The sequence below is a fragment of the Paenibacillus glycanilyticus genome, assembly GCF_023715145.1.
Taxonomy (GTDB): Bacteria; Bacillota; Bacilli; order Paenibacillales; family Paenibacillaceae; genus Pristimantibacillus; species Pristimantibacillus glycanilyticus_A.
This window is the reverse complement of sequence record NZ_JAMBNP010000004.1, coordinates 449,534-466,998: the sequence shown is the minus strand read 5'-3', so window position 1 is coordinate 466,998 and position 17,465 is coordinate 449,534. Positions and strand designations below refer to the sequence as shown.

General features: G+C 51.3%; 16 protein-coding genes, 1 pseudogene and 2 riboswitches. Of the genes and pseudogenes, 11 read left to right on the top strand and 6 right to left on the bottom strand.

What is annotated here, in order from left to right; all coding sequences use genetic code 11:
* Window positions 1-19 precede the first annotated feature (19 nt).
* From M3194_RS14595 to M3194_RS14585, 3 genes are all read left to right on the top strand, one after another.
* On the top strand, window positions 20-523 hold the full coding sequence (locus tag M3194_RS14595) for an RNA polymerase sigma factor (protein WP_251654798.1): 504 nt from the start codon (window positions 20-22) through the stop codon (window positions 521-523).
* Entirely contained in the window at window positions 523-1,416 is an 894-nt protein-coding gene (gene rsiV / locus M3194_RS14590) for an anti-sigma-V factor RsiV (protein WP_251654797.1), read from the top strand. Before M3194_RS14595 ends, rsiV begins: the two co-directional genes overlap by 1 nt.
* Before the next feature lie 126 nt (window positions 1,417-1,542).
* Window positions 1,543-2,319, top strand: coding sequence for an SDR family oxidoreductase (locus M3194_RS14585; protein WP_251654796.1), 777 nt, complete (start codon window positions 1,543-1,545; stop codon window positions 2,317-2,319).
* A 32-nt stretch (window positions 2,320-2,351) separates the two neighbouring features.
* Here M3194_RS14585 and M3194_RS31270 read toward each other — a convergent pair whose 3' ends face one another.
* The 6 genes from M3194_RS31270 to M3194_RS14560 form a co-directional block, all read right to left on the bottom strand.
* Complete coding sequence (locus M3194_RS31270) at window positions 2,352-2,474, bottom strand: hypothetical protein (protein WP_285889260.1); 123 nt, start codon at window positions 2,472-2,474, stop codon at window positions 2,352-2,354.
* A 244-nt stretch (window positions 2,475-2,718) separates the two neighbouring features.
* The gene (locus M3194_RS14580) at window positions 2,719-2,877 is read right to left on the bottom strand and encodes a hypothetical protein (protein ID WP_175532768.1); all 159 of its coding nucleotides are present in this window, start codon (window positions 2,875-2,877) and stop codon (window positions 2,719-2,721) included.
* Between the two features lie 239 nt (window positions 2,878-3,116).
* The gene (gene phnE, locus M3194_RS14575; protein ID WP_251654795.1) at window positions 3,117-3,911 is read right to left on the bottom strand and encodes a phosphonate ABC transporter, permease protein PhnE; all 795 of its coding nucleotides are present in this window, start codon (window positions 3,909-3,911) and stop codon (window positions 3,117-3,119) included.
* Window positions 3,908-4,723 (bottom strand): phosphonate ABC transporter, permease protein PhnE, encoded by an 816-nt coding sequence (gene phnE / locus M3194_RS14570; RefSeq protein ID WP_251654794.1) that lies wholly within the window; start codon window positions 4,721-4,723, stop codon window positions 3,908-3,910. Before phnE (M3194_RS14570) ends, phnE (M3194_RS14575) begins: the two co-directional genes overlap by 4 nt.
* Complete coding sequence (gene phnC, locus M3194_RS14565; RefSeq protein WP_251654793.1) at window positions 4,720-5,493, bottom strand: phosphonate ABC transporter ATP-binding protein; 774 nt, start codon at window positions 5,491-5,493, stop codon at window positions 4,720-4,722. Before phnC ends, phnE (M3194_RS14570) begins: the two co-directional genes overlap by 4 nt.
* Window positions 5,494-5,604: 111 nt before the next feature.
* Window positions 5,605-6,558, bottom strand: coding sequence for a phosphate/phosphite/phosphonate ABC transporter substrate-binding protein (locus tag M3194_RS14560; protein WP_251654907.1), 954 nt, complete (start codon window positions 6,556-6,558; stop codon window positions 5,605-5,607).
* A 463-nt stretch (window positions 6,559-7,021) separates the two neighbouring features.
* Here M3194_RS14560 and M3194_RS14555 point away from each other — a divergent pair, with 463 nt between their 5' ends.
* From M3194_RS14555 to atzF, 8 genes and pseudogenes are all read left to right on the top strand, one after another.
* Window positions 7,022-7,603 carry a metallophosphoesterase gene (locus M3194_RS14555; protein WP_251654792.1) on the top strand — a complete coding sequence of 194 codons (582 nt, stop codon included), beginning with the start codon at window positions 7,022-7,024 and terminating at the stop codon, window positions 7,601-7,603.
* Between the two features lie 72 nt (window positions 7,604-7,675).
* The gene (locus M3194_RS14550; RefSeq protein WP_251654791.1) at window positions 7,676-7,906 is read left to right on the top strand and encodes a hypothetical protein; all 231 of its coding nucleotides are present in this window, start codon (window positions 7,676-7,678) and stop codon (window positions 7,904-7,906) included.
* A pseudogene (locus tag M3194_RS14545) lies at window positions 7,903-8,265 on the top strand (5'-nucleotidase C-terminal domain-containing protein). Before M3194_RS14550 ends, M3194_RS14545 begins: the two are co-directional and overlap by 4 nt.
* Before the next feature lie 315 nt (window positions 8,266-8,580).
* Window positions 8,581-8,685: riboswitch (guanidine-I (ykkC/yxkD leader) on the top strand.
* A gap of 60 nt (window positions 8,686-8,745) precedes the next feature.
* A complete protein-coding gene (locus M3194_RS14540) occupies window positions 8,746-10,098 on the top strand; it encodes an APC family permease (protein ID WP_251654790.1) in 1,353 nt (450 codons plus the stop codon).
* 110 nt (window positions 10,099-10,208) lie between these two features.
* A riboswitch (guanidine-I (ykkC/yxkD leader) is annotated at window positions 10,209-10,331 on the top strand.
* A 58-nt stretch (window positions 10,332-10,389) separates the two neighbouring features.
* Window positions 10,390-11,109 carry an urea amidolyase associated protein UAAP1 gene (locus tag M3194_RS14535; protein WP_251654789.1) on the top strand — a complete coding sequence of 240 codons (720 nt, stop codon included), beginning with the start codon at window positions 10,390-10,392 and terminating at the stop codon, window positions 11,107-11,109.
* 188 nt (window positions 11,110-11,297) lie between these two features.
* Window positions 11,298-11,948 (top strand): urea amidolyase associated protein UAAP2, encoded by a 651-nt coding sequence (locus M3194_RS14530; protein WP_251654788.1) that lies wholly within the window; start codon window positions 11,298-11,300, stop codon window positions 11,946-11,948.
* Window positions 11,949-11,976: 28 nt separating this feature from the next.
* Entirely contained in the window at window positions 11,977-15,624 is a 3,648-nt protein-coding gene (gene uca, locus M3194_RS14525; RefSeq protein WP_251654787.1) for an urea carboxylase, read from the top strand.
* Window positions 15,621-17,387: an allophanate hydrolase gene (gene atzF / locus M3194_RS14520; RefSeq protein WP_251654786.1), complete on the top strand. Its 1,767-nt coding sequence runs from the start codon at window positions 15,621-15,623 to the stop codon at window positions 17,385-17,387. The genes uca and atzF overlap by 4 nt, the downstream gene beginning before the upstream one ends.
* Window positions 17,388-17,465 lie beyond the last annotated feature (78 nt).

Sequence of the window (17,465 nt, the reverse complement as noted above, 5' to 3'; positions counted from 1 at the left end):
AGAGAAGGGTATGCCGGCCATGAACAGAAAGACCGATCAATTATTGACGGATTGCATTACCGAGAATAAAGAAAACATTTACCGGCTGGCATATAGCTATGTGAAAAACAAAGAGGACGCGCTCGATATTGTTCAGGATGCCATCTATAAAGCCATGACGAGCATTGAGTCGCTGAAGGATAAAGCTGCGGTCAAGAGCTGGTTCTACCGCATCGTTGTCAACACCTCTTTGGATTTTTTGCGCAAGCATAAGAGGGTTCATCCGATGGAACAGGAGAAGCTGGAATCCTACGCGCCTAACGCGGTGGATTCCTACACGGATATTGATCTGGTCAAGACGCTGGCCGATCTGCCCTCTAAATACAGGGAAGTCGTAGTCCTGCGCTATTTCGAGGATATGAAGATCGAAGAGGTAGCGGATGTGCTTCACGAGAACGTAAATACGGTCAAAACCAGATTGTATCAGGCGTTAAGGCTGCTTCGCGTGAAACTGAAGGATACTTCCTTAAAGGAGACTAAGTAATGAATGATATACTGGAGCAGTTTCGGAAGGAGTACCAATCGGTTCCGATTCCGGAGGAGCTGGACACCATCGTTAACCGTTCGATCAAGCAAGCTTTGCATACGCGCAAAGTGAAACGTTTGAAAGTGAAGGGGATGACGGCAGCAGCTGCTATTCTTGTATTTCTGATTGCGATAAATGCCAGTACAACGGTTGCGAACGCTTTTGCTTCCATTCCTGGGATTGAACGAATTATTAAAGTATTGACCTTGCATGAGATCAAGGAGAAAGACTCCCATTATGATGTGGATATTAAAACTCCGGCGATCACCAATATGGAGAACAAGCAATTGCAGCTTGGCCTGAATCAGAAGTATCTGAATGAGAACAAGGCGCTATATGACAAGTTTCAGGCAGAGATTGAAGAGCTGAAGCAGCAAGGATTGAGTGAGGCTCATATAGGCGTAGATGCCGGTTACGAAGTGAAGACCGATAATGATACGATCTTCTCAATCGGCCGTTATATCGTGCAGACAGCCGCTTCTTCGTCGATGGAGATGCAATTTGATACGATTGACAAGAAGAATCAGATTCTGATCACGCTGCCGATGTTGTTCAGCGATGATCAATACGTGAAGCTGATCAGCGACAATATCATCAGTCAAATGAAAGAGCAAATGAAAGGCGAAGAAGGCAAGATTTATTGGATAGCCGGAGAATCCGGCGACATTCCGATGGATGAGGCTTTCTCGTCGATTAAGAAGGATCAGAGCTTCTATATCAATAAGGACGGCAAGCTGGTGATCGTCTTCAACAAATACGAAGTAGCCCCGGGCTTTATGGGGATGATTGAGTTCGTTATTCCGACGGATGTTATTCAGGGCGATCTGGTCAGCCATAATTATATCAAGTAAACAGAGGGACTTTAGTTCCTCTGTTTTTTGTTGTTAGAGTAAGTCTAAATTCCTTTTTTTGGTGACAAAACGGAGCGTCGGATGGTAAAATACAGCCGATAAAGTTAAAGCGAAGGGGTCATTCCTATGAAACTTCAATCCAATACCATTCTTATTACGGGCGGCGCTTCCGGTATCGGTCTTGAGCTTGCTGGCCGCTTGCTTGAGAAGGGCAACACGGTGATCATAGCAGGCAGGGATCGGGAGAAGCTGGATAAAGCCAAAGCGCAATATCCCAAGCTTCATGCGTTCTCGTGCGATGTTACGGATCCGGCGGCAATTGCAGAGCTGTACAATAACGTAACCGCTCAATTTCCTGATCTTAATGTGCTTATTAATAACGCAGGGCAGATGCGTAAAATCAATCTTCTGGCAAACGAATTGGTAGACATTAACAGCGAGATTGCGACGAACCTAAGCGGTCCGGTCCGCATGGTGAATCAATTTCTGCCCCATCTCTTAAAGCGGCCTGCCTCCGCCATTATGAATGTCTCGTCAGCGCTAGCCTTTGTTCCTTTCGCTATTTCGCCTGTATACGGCGCGACCAAGGCAGGCATTCACTCCTATACCCAATCGTTACGGGCGCAGCTGAAGAACACCTCCGTTCAAGTATTTGAGCTTGCCCCGCCGTTAACGAAAACAACGCTGGTAGACGCTTTTGGCCCAAATGATATGAAAGGCAGCGTGCCTATGGAGACATCCAAGCTGATTGATCACGTCATCGCAGCCATGGAGCGCGATCAGCTGGAAATACGCCCGGGGCAGAGCAATCTGCTCAAGCTGATGAGCCGCTTGGCGCCTAATTTTATTTTCAAGCAGCTTAGCAAATCGGTAGATGCCATGCTGGCCGATAGCGGTAAATAAACAAAAGACCCCGTAAGGGGCCTTATTGTTAATTAGCTTTCTTGTTCTTTCTTATCACGATAGCCGCAGCCACCGTTACCGCCAAAAATCCCACAGCTGCAAGCGATGATAACCAACAGGATAAACAAAACAAGAATAATACTAGCTGATTGCATTAAGGTAAAACCTCCTAGTAATTTAGAATACAATATAGATTATGATTCTATGCTATCAAGTGCTTGGACCTTTATCCGGTAGATAGAAGACTAATTCCAACTGACCTGATAGAATGATCATCCCGGATAGATAGATTTACCGGTTCCGCTCAAACGAACAAAAGACCCCGGGATGGGGTCTTTTGCATTATATTTAGAGAATTTACATTCGTCAGCATTCATGGAGGCATGATGCTTCAAGTTATTAGTAGTAACCTTTACCTGTACCAACGCCTCCAACTTGTGGGCCGCATCCACCGCCCCAACCGCCTACAAATCCGCAACCGCAGACGATGATCACCAGCAAGATGAACAACACAAGAATTGATCCGACGTTATTGAAACCATGACCAAGTCCTGACATAATTCACAACACCTCCTTACGTCTGGAGTATACATTAATATATGTCTGGGGAGGGTATGTGATTGGGTATTTGCCTCAGAGACATTTGACCAATTCCATCTGCCCCTCCGGGTTAAGTGTCAGGGAAGTTCGGCGTAAACACTTACATCCGTGGTATAGGTGATTGAGATGATTTGCATGAATATGAAAGGGGCAGTTCCATTGTCATGTTGATGACTAATGGAATTGCCCCTTTGCTTTTACACCAGCTTTTTCCGGACAGCGCCGGAGATTAGGTCTATGATGGTAATCATGACAACGATGCCTAGCAGGATGATGCCGACACGGTCCCAGTGGCGGGTGCTTAAGGCGAAGATAAGCGGGGTGCCGATCCCGCCTGCCCCGATGAAGCCCAGGATGGTAGCGGAGCGGACGTTGATCTCGAATCGGTATAGTGTATAGGACAGGAAGCTGGGAAGAACCTGCGGCAGAACAGCGAACCATAGCAGCTGCAGGCGATTGGCTCCGGAGGCCATTAGCGCTTCCGACGGGCCGCGGTCAATATTCTCGACCTCCTCCGCGAACAGCTTGCCAAGCATCCCGACGGAATGAATACCGAGGGCAAGAACGCCGGCGAAGGAGCCGGGGCCAACAGCCTTGATGAAGAGCAGGGCCATTACAAGCTCGGGAAACGTCCGGACAAAGCTCAGAAGGACTCTTCCTGAACCGGAGATGGGACGGAACCGGCTCATGTTCGCGGCTGCCCAGAAGGCGAAAGGGATGCTGACGGCGGCGGAAATAACCGTTCCGAGTATTGAGATAGCAAGGGTATCGAGCAGCCCTCGCAGCAGATCCTCGCCCTCAGGCAGATATACGAAATCCCAATCTGGCGCGAATAGGCCGGTCACGATGGATTCGACGACCTGACCGGCAGTTTCCTTTATGCCGGTAAACGGAATTCCGCTGAAAGCCCAAACATAAACGGCGAGGAGAGCGGCATAAATCAGCCAGCGGGACGAACTTCTTTTAGGCTTGGGGATCATTATTGGATTCATAACAGCTTCTCCCTCAATTTGGTGCTCGCATAATCGATGAGCAGAACAACGGCCAGTGTAAAGAGAATGATGACGCAGGTCTTGTCATACTCCAGGAAGCCGAGCGTAGCCTCGTAGTAAAGGCCGATCCCGCCTGCGCCAACCAGTCCCAGCACGGCAGCCGCACGGACATTAATCTCGAAGGTATACAGAACAAAGGACATGAAATTGGCCTGAATCTGCGGGACAACTCCGTACGCGATTCGTTGAAAATAATTGCCCCCTGCAGCAGTCAGCGCTTCAAGCGGTCCGCGGTCAACGGTCTCCAGCAGCTCATAGGTTAATTTGGAGATTAAGGCAACGGAGAATACCGTCAAAGCCAGAATGCCCGGCACAGGGCCAAGTCCAAATACGGATACGAAGATGGCAGCGAGCAGCAAGTCCGGAATCGTCCGGACCAGATTCAAGAGAAGGCGGGACGGATAGTACAGCCAGCGGTTTGGTGCCAGGTTACCCGCGCATAGCAAGGCAACGGGGATGGCGATGATAGCGCCAATCGTAGTGCCAACAAGCGCCATGCGAATGGTCTCCAGCATGCCGCGTACGATATTGTCGAAGTAGCTCCAGCGCGGGGGGAACATCTGCTTCAGCAAATCCGCCATATTGGGCATGCCCGTGAACAATTCGCCAAGCGAAGCCTCGGTTTGCTTGCCGCTCCCCCAGATCAATGCCAGGATTAGAACGGCGGTCATATAAAGTTTAAGTCTGCCGGGAGGTTTTGGACGCAAGGATGGTTGAGACGGATCAGATCCTAGCTTGATCTGCGTGCTCATACAACGACCTCATCTAGCAGCTCGCCCTGCTGAAGCGGACGGCCGTATATTTCGGCAAAGCGTTCATCCGTCGCCTCCGACACGGGTCCATCAAAGACAACCTCACCGGCGCGGAGGCCGATAATTCGGGTAGCGTACGTTCTGGCCAGATCAATGAAATGCAAGTTAACAATGGTTGTGATGCCCCATTCCTGATTGATTTTCTTCAGATCGTCCATAACCTGCTTCGTAGTCAACGGGTCAAGAGAAGCAACGGGCTCATCCGCCAGTATGATCTTAGCCTCCTGCGCGAGAACGCGCGCTATAGCGACGCGCTGCTGCTGCCCGCCCGAGAGCTCATCGGCTCTGGCATATGCTTTTTCCATAATATGAACCCGGCTTAACGCCTCAAAGGCCAAATCGATGTCCTGCTTCGGAAAACGCCCGGTCAACGTGCGAAAAGTAGAGTGATAGCCAACCCGTCCGGCCAATACGTTGCGGAGGACGGAGGAACGCTTGACCAGATTAAAGCTTTGGAAAATCATGCCGATATTGCGCCGGATCAGGCGAAGCTCTTTGCCTTTGGCTTTCGTTATAGATTGACCGTTTATAAGGATTTCACCGCCGGTAATGTCGTGAAGCCGGTTAATCGAGCGGAGGAGCGTGGATTTGCCGGCGCCGGACAAGCCGACGATCGCGACAAATTCGCCATCCCGGATCGTCAGATTAATATCGCTTAACCCTTTGGTTTCGTTCGGGTAGATTTTCGTTACTTGGCGGAGTTCAATCATGGGAGTACCATCCTTTTAGATAGTTTTGAATAACGGCACAAGCCAGTACAAGCCGCCGGCGGCGTTTGTACTGGCTTGTCCGAAGCCTGATTAATCATTCGCTTACGGGAGCTACTCGGTTTTTACTTTTTCGTTATACTGGCGAACGATATCAAATACACGGTCATCCGATTTCACGTAACCTTGATGGGAATACACGTCGAAAATAATCTGATGTCCTTCCGTATCCGTGCCGATATCGATAAAAGCTTGTTGAATCTTTGCGAACCAATCCGCGTTCATATCGGAGCGGACGCTGATCGTATCGTTGGGAATGGGTTCCGTAAAAGCAAGAACGCGAGTGTCTTCAAACACTTTCGGATAATCCTTCTGTACGATGGTGCGCGCATCCTGGAAAATAGCAGCGGCATCAACGTCGCCGTTCAATACGGCCAGAACGCCTTGGTCATGGCCTTTCACGGTTACCGGCTGCACATCCTTCAGCGGGTCAAGACCTGCGTCCATCAGGGCAGCGGCAGGCCATACATAACCGGCGGAGGAAGTCACGTTCTGGTAAGCGATTTTCTTGCCTTTGAGATCCGCAATGGTTTTAATAGGCGAATCTTTTTTTACAATAATCATCGATTTGTAGTTATCCACGAGGTCCGTAGTAGGAGCGCCGGTAGCGTCGTCCACGCCAAAACGCTGAGCTTGCAGCATAACCTCGGCAGCTCCTTTTTCTTTCGCCAATACATAAGCGGTTGGAGGGAGGAAGCCAACATCAACCTTTTTCGAAGCCATAGCTTCAATAATCGTGTTGTAGTCGGTCGAAACGCTGACTTTTACCGGGATGCCAAGCTTGTCGCTCAGCAGCTTCTCGAGCGGCTTTGCTTTCGCTTCAAGCGTGTCGGCATTTTGCGATGGAACGAATTGGACGGTCAGCTCGGTTGGCACATAGCCTTCCGGCGCTTTGCTCTCTTCAGGTGTTGGCGTTGGAGACGGTTCGGTAGATGCGGAGTTAGACGGACTAGCGGCATTCGCTTCATTGGCGTTTGCATTTGTGTTGTTATTGCCGCAGGCGCTCATCAGCAGCGTAAGCAATAACAGGGGCAAAACGATCAGTTGCAGTTTCTTCAATTCCAAACCCTCCAAATATTTCTATATTTTTAATACTCGTTCACTATAGGTAATCTCTATTAACGGAAGGTCAAAGCGGAGATAAGTATTTGTAAATTGGTTATTAAGTAATATCTTGGATATTAATGCTTTGTTACAATAACGCTGATATTCCAATTAGGTAAGGAGAGCGGCCTGTGGATCGGAAGAAAACATCCTGCGTCATTCTGGCAACAAGCGATATTCACGGATACATTCATCCGGTAGATTATCGGACGGGAGAAGAGAAGCCGTCCTGCTTAGCTAAGCTGGCAGCGAGGATTAAAGAAGAGAGGGGCAAAACGCAAAATTTGTTACTCATTGATAATGGGGATATGCTGCAGGGCTCGCCGATTGCGGCTTATGCCGCAGCCAATCCTGCAGAGGTTCATCCGTGTATAGCTGTTATGAACGGCTTGGATATGATGCTGCGGTTCCGGGAAATCATGAGTTTAATTTTGGCTGGGACAAGCTTAGGGCTGCGGCAGATACATCCGAGTTCCCGTGGCTGTCAGCCAATATTGTAAATGCGGACACGGAGGAGCCCGCATTTGGGCAGCCTTATCTGGTCAAATGGCTGGATGGTAACCTGAAGGTTGTGATTCTGGGAATAACAACCCATTATATTCCGCATTGGGAGCTTGCCAGTCATATTGCAGGCTTGGAGTTCCGGGATGTTCTGAACACGGCCAAGGTTAGGGCGTCTTATATTCGAGAGATTGAACAGCCGGATCTGTTCATTGTCAGCTATCACGGAGGGTTTGAACGGGATTTAGAGCTTGGTCATGCTGCAGAGCGATTAACCGGCGAGAATCAGGCCTATGCGATCTGTATGGAAGTGCCGGGGATTGACGTCCTAATAACCGGTCACCAGCATCGCAAGCTGGCGGGAGAACTGAATGGAGTCTCAATCGTGCAGTCGGGCTGCAATGGTCAGGCACTCGGCCAAATCAAGGTTCAATTCGAACGGAAATAGGGGCAATGGAGGATTTATTCAAAGTCTGCGTGTTTGTTGGAACCTGATCCAAATACGGCGGCGGATGAACAAGTGATGGCAATGACGGGAAAAGTGGAATCATTGAAGCAAGGGTGGCTGGATCAGCCGAATGGCCGATCTCAAGGAGATTTATTAATCACGGAACCATTCAAATGCCGAATAGCCCCGCATCCTTTTATTCAGTTCATCCATCAGGTTCAGCTTGCGGCGTCAGGCGCTGAGCTGTCCGTGGCTTCATTGCTTAGTGAGGAGACGACAGGTTTTGGACTATTATTACGATGAGAGAGGTGCTGTCAGCCTTTGCTTATCCGAATACGCTAAGTGTTCTCCGGCTAACCGGCTGGGATATCCGCCAAGCGCTGGAGCATACCGCAGCGTACTTTGCCCTCGATCAAGCAGGGCAACCAACGGTTAGCGAGGAATATCTCGTACCCAAGCCCCAACATTACAATTATGACATGTGGTAGGGGATTGAATATGACATTGATCTGTCATTGCCTGTCGGAGAAAGGTTAACGAAGCTTGAGCGCAATGGCAAGGAGCTCGTCAGTACAGATGAATATTCGGTGGTGATGAACAGCTATCGTGCGGGCGGAGGAGGCAAATACGATAGTTTTCGAGGGAAGCCGATACTCCTATGAGGGTTCGGCGGATATGGCAGAGCCGGCGGTGGAATATATCCGATCGCAAGGGATTATTCTTGCATCCGACATGGCCGAATGGCGTGTTGTGTGGAAATGATTGAATGGATAGAGGCTTGCTCTTCCTCCCGGGAGCAAGTCTCTTATTTTTTGCTGTGAATGGTAGTGAAAGTGCTTTAATGTGAACAAATCGAACACAAAAATAAAAAAATTCAAAAAAGCTCTTGAAAACCATGAATTTCATGTTATATTAAATAACATCAAGTTGAAGCGACGCATGTGAGCTTAGATGACCTAAGTTCGAACAACTGAAAAGCAATTGTTCTCTAGGGTTCCGCAGCGGCATCTCCGCTGGCCTGGTCCGAGAGAGGACGCACGGCCGGCCGGCTGTGTCCACGGAGGGAGAAAAGCCCGGGAGGATATGAACAATATCTTCCCGCGGCTTTTTATTTTTGTCCAGATAAAGGGAGGAGTATGGAGATGAAACAAGAAATTACACTGCGCCAATCACTTACGCTCGTTCAAGTTGTTGCTCTTGGGCTTGCCTGGATGACGCCAATGATTTACTTCTCGGTATTCGGAATTGCGTATGATGCTTCGAGCGGCATGATTACGGAAGCTTACTCGCTGTCGATTGTAGCGATCTTCTTCACGGCTTACAGCTACAGCATTATGGCCAAAATCTTCCCGGGATCGGGTTCCTCTTATACGTATGTCAAGAAATCGATGCATCCTATTCCCGGCTTTACGGTAGGCTGGGCGATCCTGCTGGACTACTTGTTCTCCCCGATTATCGCATGTTTGACCTTCGGCATTTATCTGAATGCCCAATTCCCTGCAGTACCGGCTTACGTCTGGATTATTCTGCTGAATGTCATTCTCGCTGTTGTCAATATTGCAGGCATTAAATTCTCCGCAAGCTTAAGCAAGCTGTTCGTTCTCTTCCAAATCGTGTTTATCGCGCTGTTCTGCGGTTATATGTTCAAAGGACTGTCTGGCGTACAGGATGCGGTGCTTCCGTTCACACACATGGATGCGGGGTTATCGACCTTGCTAGCCGGCGCTTCGCTCATCTGCTTCTCATTCCTTGGCTTTGATACGGTCTCGACCTTGTCCGAGGAGACGATTAACGCGAAGAAGACGATCCCTAGAGCCATTATGCTCATCATTCTGATCGCGAGCATTCTCTATATCACCACATCCGTTCTGATCCAGGTGAGATATCCTAACCTGACATTCAACAATATCGACTCGGCTGGCTTTGAGCTGATGAAGCTGGCGGGAGGGGCAACGCTGGGAGCTATTTTTACAACGGTCTTAATTTTTGCAATCTTCACGCAGGGCTTGACTTCCGTTACAAGCGTATCGCGTCTGATGTACGTGCTTGGCCGCGACTCCATCCTGCCGAAAAAGTTCTTTGGCGCTCTTCACCCGAAATACCGCACGCCGGTTAACAATATCGTGCTGGTATCCATCATTTCGCTGCTTGCGCTCGTCATCAGTCTGGATATGGCGGTCAAATTCGTCAGCTTTGGTGCCTTGACTTCCTTTGCGTTTGTTAACATCTCCGTCATTATCGAATGTTACATTAAGCGCAAACAACGTTCCTTGAAGCAAACGTTCCAATACTTGATCTTCCCGCTGATCGGAGCGTCGTTCATTATCTGGTTGATTACGCTGCTGGATTCCCAGGCGCTGCTGCTCGGTTGTATATGGCTTGTCTTTGGCGTAACTTACTACCTGATCCGGACGAGAAAGTCGCGTGAAGCGAGAGAAGCTAACACGAATTCGCTCTTTCCGGCAAATGCGGCCATGGAGTCTGAATTTAAATAATTTTTTTGTGTGATGTATATTGACACGGAAAAACAATCCACTTATACTTGGGCTATGTTAGCAATCATTACATCTGAATAAGAGTTCTGGCAGGTTACATCACCCAGAACGACAATGCTGTCTAGGGTTCCGTTGACGAGTGTAAAGTCAAGGCTGGTCCGAGAGACGGCGTATGGCAGAAGCTTGAAAGAGCAGGCCGCCATATGACACGGAAGGATAAAAGCCTGGGAGATCATTCTCCCGGGCTTTTTTTATTCTAAGAATTTATAAGTTTCTTAAGGGGGATTTGCGATGAGCAGCATCTGGAAAACATCGGTTCGCGCGGGGGAGAAGTGGTCGGGAGTCGTAAGACGCGGCAGACTAATCCGGTTCACCGCACTGGAAGCAGGAGCAAACCTGTCGATTATGCTTTTTAACGCGAAAGACTTAACGGAACGCTACAATATGCCGGATTCGCTGAAGGCGCAATATACCGCGCATCTGACAAGAGGCAATACGCTGATGAGCGATAACGGCCGGGTGCTCGCGAGCATCGCGGAGGACAGCCTGGGCTGGCATGATACGATCAGCGGCTACACGACAAGAGCTCACACTGACCGCAAGTACGGGAAAACGACCTATCAGGAGCTTCGCAATGAATGGCTTCGTTCGGGTCAGGAGAATTTCGCGGTCGAGCTGACGCGCAATGGGCTTGGCGTAAGAGACTTGTCGCCGGTCGTAAATCTGTTCTCCAAGGTGTACGTGGACCGTGAAGGCCAAATGCATTATGAGGTTGATCATTGCCCTGCTGGCGCTTCGGTCGTACTTCGTACGGAGATGGACGTATTGATCGTGTTGTCCAACACGCCAAACCCCCTGGATCCGCGAAGCGAGTATCCATCGGTTCCCGTAAGCATGGAGGTAACGGAAGCAGAGGCGGTAAGCGACGAGGATTATTGCTTGAACTACAGATCGGAAAACCGCAGAGCCTTTGAGAATACATGGAGCTATCATCAATTGCTCGAGCTGTAATCGTCGGAATATTACGAACATTCAACATATATGGCATCACAATTCATTGAACAGATGCTTACGAAGAATGAATTGTTTCACAATTCATTAAGCGAATGCTTACGAAGTATAAATCGCTTCGCAATTTATTAAGTGAATGCTTACGAAGCATGAATTGTTTCACAATTCATTTGAGGAGGATACAACCCATGGGAAGCTTTAACCGAGTAGAAAGCGCGCGCTTGCCTGAGACAGCGATCTATAATGAAGTGATTTTGGCAGGGGATGGCTGGATGTATGACCTAGAGCCCGGTCAGGTGCTCCGCATTGTGGATCTGGAAGGAAATCAAGCGGCGGATACGCTGTTCTTCGATGCCGATAACCCGGAGGACCATTACAGCGCAGTCGCTACCATAACGAATCAACAGAACATCTACTTAACAACAGGCTCGGTGCTGCTCGCCGAATCGGGCAAGGAACTGGTGAAGATCGTCGCCGATACTTGCGGCCGTCACGATACCGTAGGCGGTTCCTGTTCCGCTCAAAGCAACACCGTTCGCTACGCGCACGAGAAGCTGCACATGCATAACTGCCGGGACACGTTTATGCTGCAGCTGGCTCAGCGGGGCGAGCCATACGGCAAGAGAGACCTGGCTCCCAACGTGAACTTCTTCATGAATGTACCGGTTACTCCTGAAGGCGGACTGAAGTTTGACGACGGCGTCTCTTCGCCCGGTGCGTATGTCGAGATGCAATCTGTTGGCCGTACGGCAGTTCTCATCAGTAATTGTCCACAGCTTAACAATCCTTGCAACGCCTATAATCCGACGCCGGTTCGCGTCCTGATCTGGAACAGCTAGACATTCGGGGAGAAGAGGAGAGGTCATTATGTTCACAAAAGTACTGATTGCCAACCGGGGAGCTATCGCTGTCCGCATAGAAAGAACCCTGCGCAAGATGGGAATTGCCTCCGTTGCTGTATATACGAAAGCGGATCAGGACAGTCTTCATGTCGATCAAGCAGATGAAGCGGTGCTTCTGGGCGAAGGACCGGCTAAGGAAAGCTACCTGAACGCGGAACTTATCCTTCAGATTGCCAAAGACACCGGCGCGGAAGCGATTCACCCGGGTTACGGCTTCTTGAGCGAAAATGCCGACTTTGCCCGTGCATGCCGCGAGAACGGCATTGCCTTCATCGGACCAACTCCGGAGCAAATGGAAGCCTTTGGCCTCAAGCATTCCGCACGCGAGCTTGCGGAAAGAGCGAATGTTCCGCTTCTGCCGGGTACGCCTCTTTTAACCGAGCTGGACGAAGCGGTATCTCATGCTGCGGAGATTGGTTATCCTGTTATTCTGAAAAGCACGGCTGGCGGCGGCGGGATCGGCATGCGGGTCTGCGCGGACGAAGAAGCGCTGCGCGCTGCCTTTGACAGCGTACGCCATCTTGCTGAAGCGAATTTCAAAAACGGCGGCATGTTTCTGGAGAAATACATCGCCAAAGCCCGCCACGTTGAAGTGCAGATTTTCGGCAACGGATTTGGCGAAGTTGTAGCTCTTGGCGAACGCGACTGCTCCGTTCAACGACGCAATCAAAAGGTCGTTGAGGAGAGTCCCGCACCTCAATTCCCGGCTGAAGTCCGGACAGAAATTCTTGCCTGCGCGAAGCGTCTTGCCGCAGTTGCTGGTTACCGCAGCGCGGGAACGGTGGAGTTCCTGTACGATCCTTCCAGCTGCAAATTCTACTTCCTTGAAGTAAATACGCGTCTGCAAGTAGAACACGGGGTTACGGAGGAAGTGCTTGGCCTTGATCTCGTGGAATGGATGGTGAAGGAGGCAGCCGGCGAGCTGCGCGGCCTCGAATCCTTGGTTCCGGAGTCCAAAGGACATAGTATTCAAGCTCGTATTTACGCGGAGGACTGCCTGCAGCAATTCCGTCCAAGCGCAGGTCAGCTGGATCAGGCTTTATTCTCGCGCGAGGCGCGTACTGAAACCTGGGTACGCGACGGGATTACGATCACAACCCTTTACGATCCGATGCTGGCTAAAGTTATCGTGCATGGCGACAACAGGGAGGATGCGATCGCTAAGCTGAAGCAGGCATTAAGCGAGACGCGTTTTTATGGCATTACAACGAACCTTCAATACGTACAGGCGCTTCTGGATGAGAACCAATTCGCATCGGGAGACGTATTTACGCAGATGCTGAACGGCTTTGCGCCTTCAGAATCCGCGCTCGAGGTTCTCGATGGCGGCATTCAGACGACGGTTCAAGACTATCCGGGACGGGTTGGACATTGGGATGTAGGCGTGCCGCCATGCGGACCAATGGATCCGCTCGCTTTCCGAATCGGCAATAAGCTGCTTGGCAACGCCGATCAGGCAAGCGGTCTTGAGCTGACGCTGCGCGGCGGTTCCTATAAATTCCGGGACAGCATGCTGTTCTGCGTAACCGGCGCTGACATGAAGCCGGCTTTGGATGACGCTGCCGTTCCGATGTATACGCCGATTAAAGCGGTGCGCGGTCAAGTACTGAGCTTTGGGGAATCGGAGGCCGGTCTTCGAACGTACCTTCTTATTGAAGGCGGATTCGATATGCCGCTTATTCTCGGGAGTGCCGCAACCTTTACGCTTGGAGGCTTTGGCGGACATGGGGGCCGCGCTCTTCGCACCGGAGACGTGCTTGGGGTCAACCGTCATCACGGGGCGGATTTGATTAACGTGCAGCCTTCGCTGCCAAGTCAGCTCCAGCCCGCCATATCCCGCGAATGGACCATTGGCGTCATTCCGGGACCGCATTGCACAAGCGAATTCCTGAAGCCGGAATATTTGGGACAGCTGGCGAATACAAGCTTCGAGGTGCATTTCAACAGCTCAAGAACCGGCGTACGCCTGATTGGCCCGGCGCCTCTGTGGGAGAGAGAAGACGGTGGTGAAGCTGGGCTTCATCCTTCCAACATTCATGATAACGCCTATGCGGTCGGAACGCTCGATCTGACCGGCGACATGCCGATTCTGCTTGGTCCGGACGGCCCATCCCTTGGCGGTTTTGTCTGTCCGGTAACTACGGCTTCGGCTGAGTTCTGGAAGCTGGGCCAGCTGCATCCCGGCGACAAAGTCCGCTTCCAGCTTGTCACGCTGGAGGAGGCTGATGAGCTTCGCAAGCAGCAGGAAGCGATGCTGGTTGCCATTGAAGAGGGCAGAGCCGAAGAGCTTCATGCAGTTGGCTTGCCGGAGCTTCACGATTCCTTCTCGCCGGAATATCCGGTGTTGTACCGTGTGGAAGAAGGCAAGAAATTCCCCATTACAATCCGCTGCAGCGGCGACGAGAATCTGCTTGTCGAATACGGCTCTCTGGAGCTGGATCTGCTTCTCCGTTTCCAGGTGCATGCACTTATTGAAGCTATCCGCGACAACGGGGTTATTCCGGTACTTGATCTTACGCCAGGCGTCCGTTCCGTGCAGGTGCATATTGATGCCAAACGGATGAGTGTCCTTGAGGCAGCCAAGCAGCTGCTTGCCATCGACAGCAGCCTGCCGCCGCTGGAATCGATCCGCGTGCCGTCTCGAATTGTCCGTCTTCCGTTATCCTGGGATGACCCGGCTACCCAGCTGGCCATCGACCGTTACCAGCAGAATGTTCGTCCGGATGCGCCTTGGTGCCCGAGCAACCTGGAGTTTATCCGGCGCGTAAACGGATTGGAAAGCATGGATGATGTAAAGCGCATTGTTTTTGACGCAAGCTATCTCGTTCTTGGTCTTGGCGATGTATACCTGGGTGCGCCGCTTGCTACTCCAATAGATCCGCGCCACCGGCTTGTGACAACGAAGTACAACCCGGCACGGACATGGACACCGGAAAACGCCGTAGGAATCGGCGGAGCCTACATGTGCGTATACGGCATGGAAGGTCCCGGCGGCTATCAGTTTGTTGGCCGTACGATTCAAATGTGGAATAAGCTCCGTTCAACGGAAAGCTTCAAGGCCGGCAAGCCATGGCTGCTCCGTTTCTTTGACCAGATTCAATTCTATCCGGTATCTGCGGAAGAGCTGCTCCAGCTTCGGGAAGATTTCCCGCGCGGTCGCTTTGAAGCAGAGATTACGGAGACGACCTTTGATCTTGGCGAGTACTTGCGGTTCCTCGAATCCACTGAGGAGAGCGCAGGTCAATTCCGCAGCCAGCAGCAGCAGGCGTTTAATGAAGAGCGCGATCGCTGGAAGGAGCTTGGACTTGCGGAGTACGTATCGGAGCAGGATTCATCCAAGCCCGTAAACGATGAAGAGCTGCCGACTGGCGTGGATGCCATGACTTGCTCGATGCCGGGCAGTGTCTGGAAGGTGCTCGTAAATCCTGGCGATTCGATTAAAAAAGGCGATTCTCTTATTATCGTGGAATCGATGAAGATGGAATTCTCCCAAAGCGCTCCGTTTGACGGGGTTGTACATTCCGTTCATGTCAAACCGGGCGACGGCGTAAACGCCGGTCAATTGATAATAGGAATTGCGAAATTATCGGAAAGAGAGCTGAGCCGCGTATGAGTGAACTCCAATGGCCAATGACCATCTCTTCGCTGCGCGAAGGATACTTAAACGGCACCTTGACGCCCGAGCATGTGATTCAAGTGATTATCGAACGCGCGGAGTCCGATAAAGAGAAGCATATTTGGATTACGGCGCCATCGCTTTCTTTCATCCAGCGTTATCTGGATCGCCTCAATCAGCTTGATCGAGCGGAATTGCCATTGTGGGGAATTCCGTTCGCGGTCAAGGATAATATCGACGTTGCCTGCATGCCAACAACAGCGGGCTGCGAGGAGTTCTCCTATTTGCCGGCTGAGCATGCGGCAGTGGTTGAACGTCTTGTCGAGGCGGGGGCGATCCCCGTCGGGAAGTCGAATCTCGACCAATTCGCAACGGGCCTGGTCGGGACCAGAAGTCCATACGGCGAGACGCATAACGCGCTTCGTCCCGAGCTGATCAGCGGCGGTTCCAGCTCCGGCTCGGCCGTTGCGGTTGCTCTCGGACATGCGGTATTTTCGCTCGGAACGGATACAGCCGGCTCGGGCAGGGTGCCTGCTGCCCTTCATAATCTGGTTGGTCTTAAACCAAGCGTAGGCGCATGGCCAAGCAAAGGGGTTGTGCCGGCATGCGAGAGTCTGGACTGCGTAACGGTATTTGCCCATAATCTGGAGGATGCCATCCTTGTTGACCAAGCCGTTCGCGGCATTCAGCCGGATGATCCCTGGTCCAAGGAGATCAGCGCGGGAGAGCGAAAGCTGCCTGCAAAATTGCTGCTTCCCGAAGGTCCGCTGACTTTCTACGGACCATTTGCGGATGGGTATCGGAAAGCCTGGGAGAAGTCGGTAAGGCAATTGGAGGCAATGAAGCTTCCTGTGCAATATGTTTCCATAGATTTGTTCCAGTCCGCAGCCGCCCTATTATATGAAGGACCGTGGGTAGCGGAGCGCTGGTCAGCGTTAGGCTCCTTTATTGAGGCCAATCCTGGCGCGACTTTCCCGGTTACCGAGAAGGTGCTTCGAAACGCGACCAAACCGGAGTTTGATGCCGCGTCCGTGTTCACCGCTCTTCATAAGCTGCAAGGCTACAAGCTGGAGGCTAAGAAGCTGTTCCGGGATGCCGTGCTTGTCATGCCTACAGCAGGAGGAACCTGGACGCGCGAACAGGTGGCCAAAGACCCGGTTGCAACAAACAGCGCGATGGGGCTCTATACGAATCATTGCAACCTGCTAGATTTAAGCGCGCTGGCTGTTCCGTCCGGTGAAGCGGCGGCGGATTTGCCGTTTGGCATAACGCTGTTTGCCGGATCCGGCGAAGAAGGCATGCTGTTCGAGCTGGCCGAGACCATCCGCGCGGCACGGGAACAAGAACGAGAGCCTTCCACTCTTGTTGCCGTATGCGGGCTTCATATGCGAGGACTGCCGCTCGAACGCCAGATGCTGGAGCATGGCGCAGTCTTCGTTCGGGAAGATCGGACTTCTCCTGCCTACAAGCTGATGAAGCTGCAGACCGTTCCGCCCAAGCCAGGGCTTCTTAAGCTTCCTCAAGGCGGAGCTTCCATTGAAGTGGAGGTTTGGGAGATGCCGCTTGCGGCATTCGGATCGTTTACGGCGGCTATTCCGGCTCCCCTAGGAATTGGGAAGGTTGAGTTGGCAGACGGAACGATAGTTCCCGGTTTCATATGCGAAGCGTACGGAACTGTTGGAGCAGAAGATATTACCTCCTACGGAGGCTGGAGGAAAGCACTTGCCGCAGCGGTTGATTCCGCAAAAGCGGTGCTATAATCCGGATTAAAAGCAACAAATTCCGAAGCCTGCTATTTTAATAGCGAGACGCACTTTTCCTTGAGGGAAAGTGCGTCT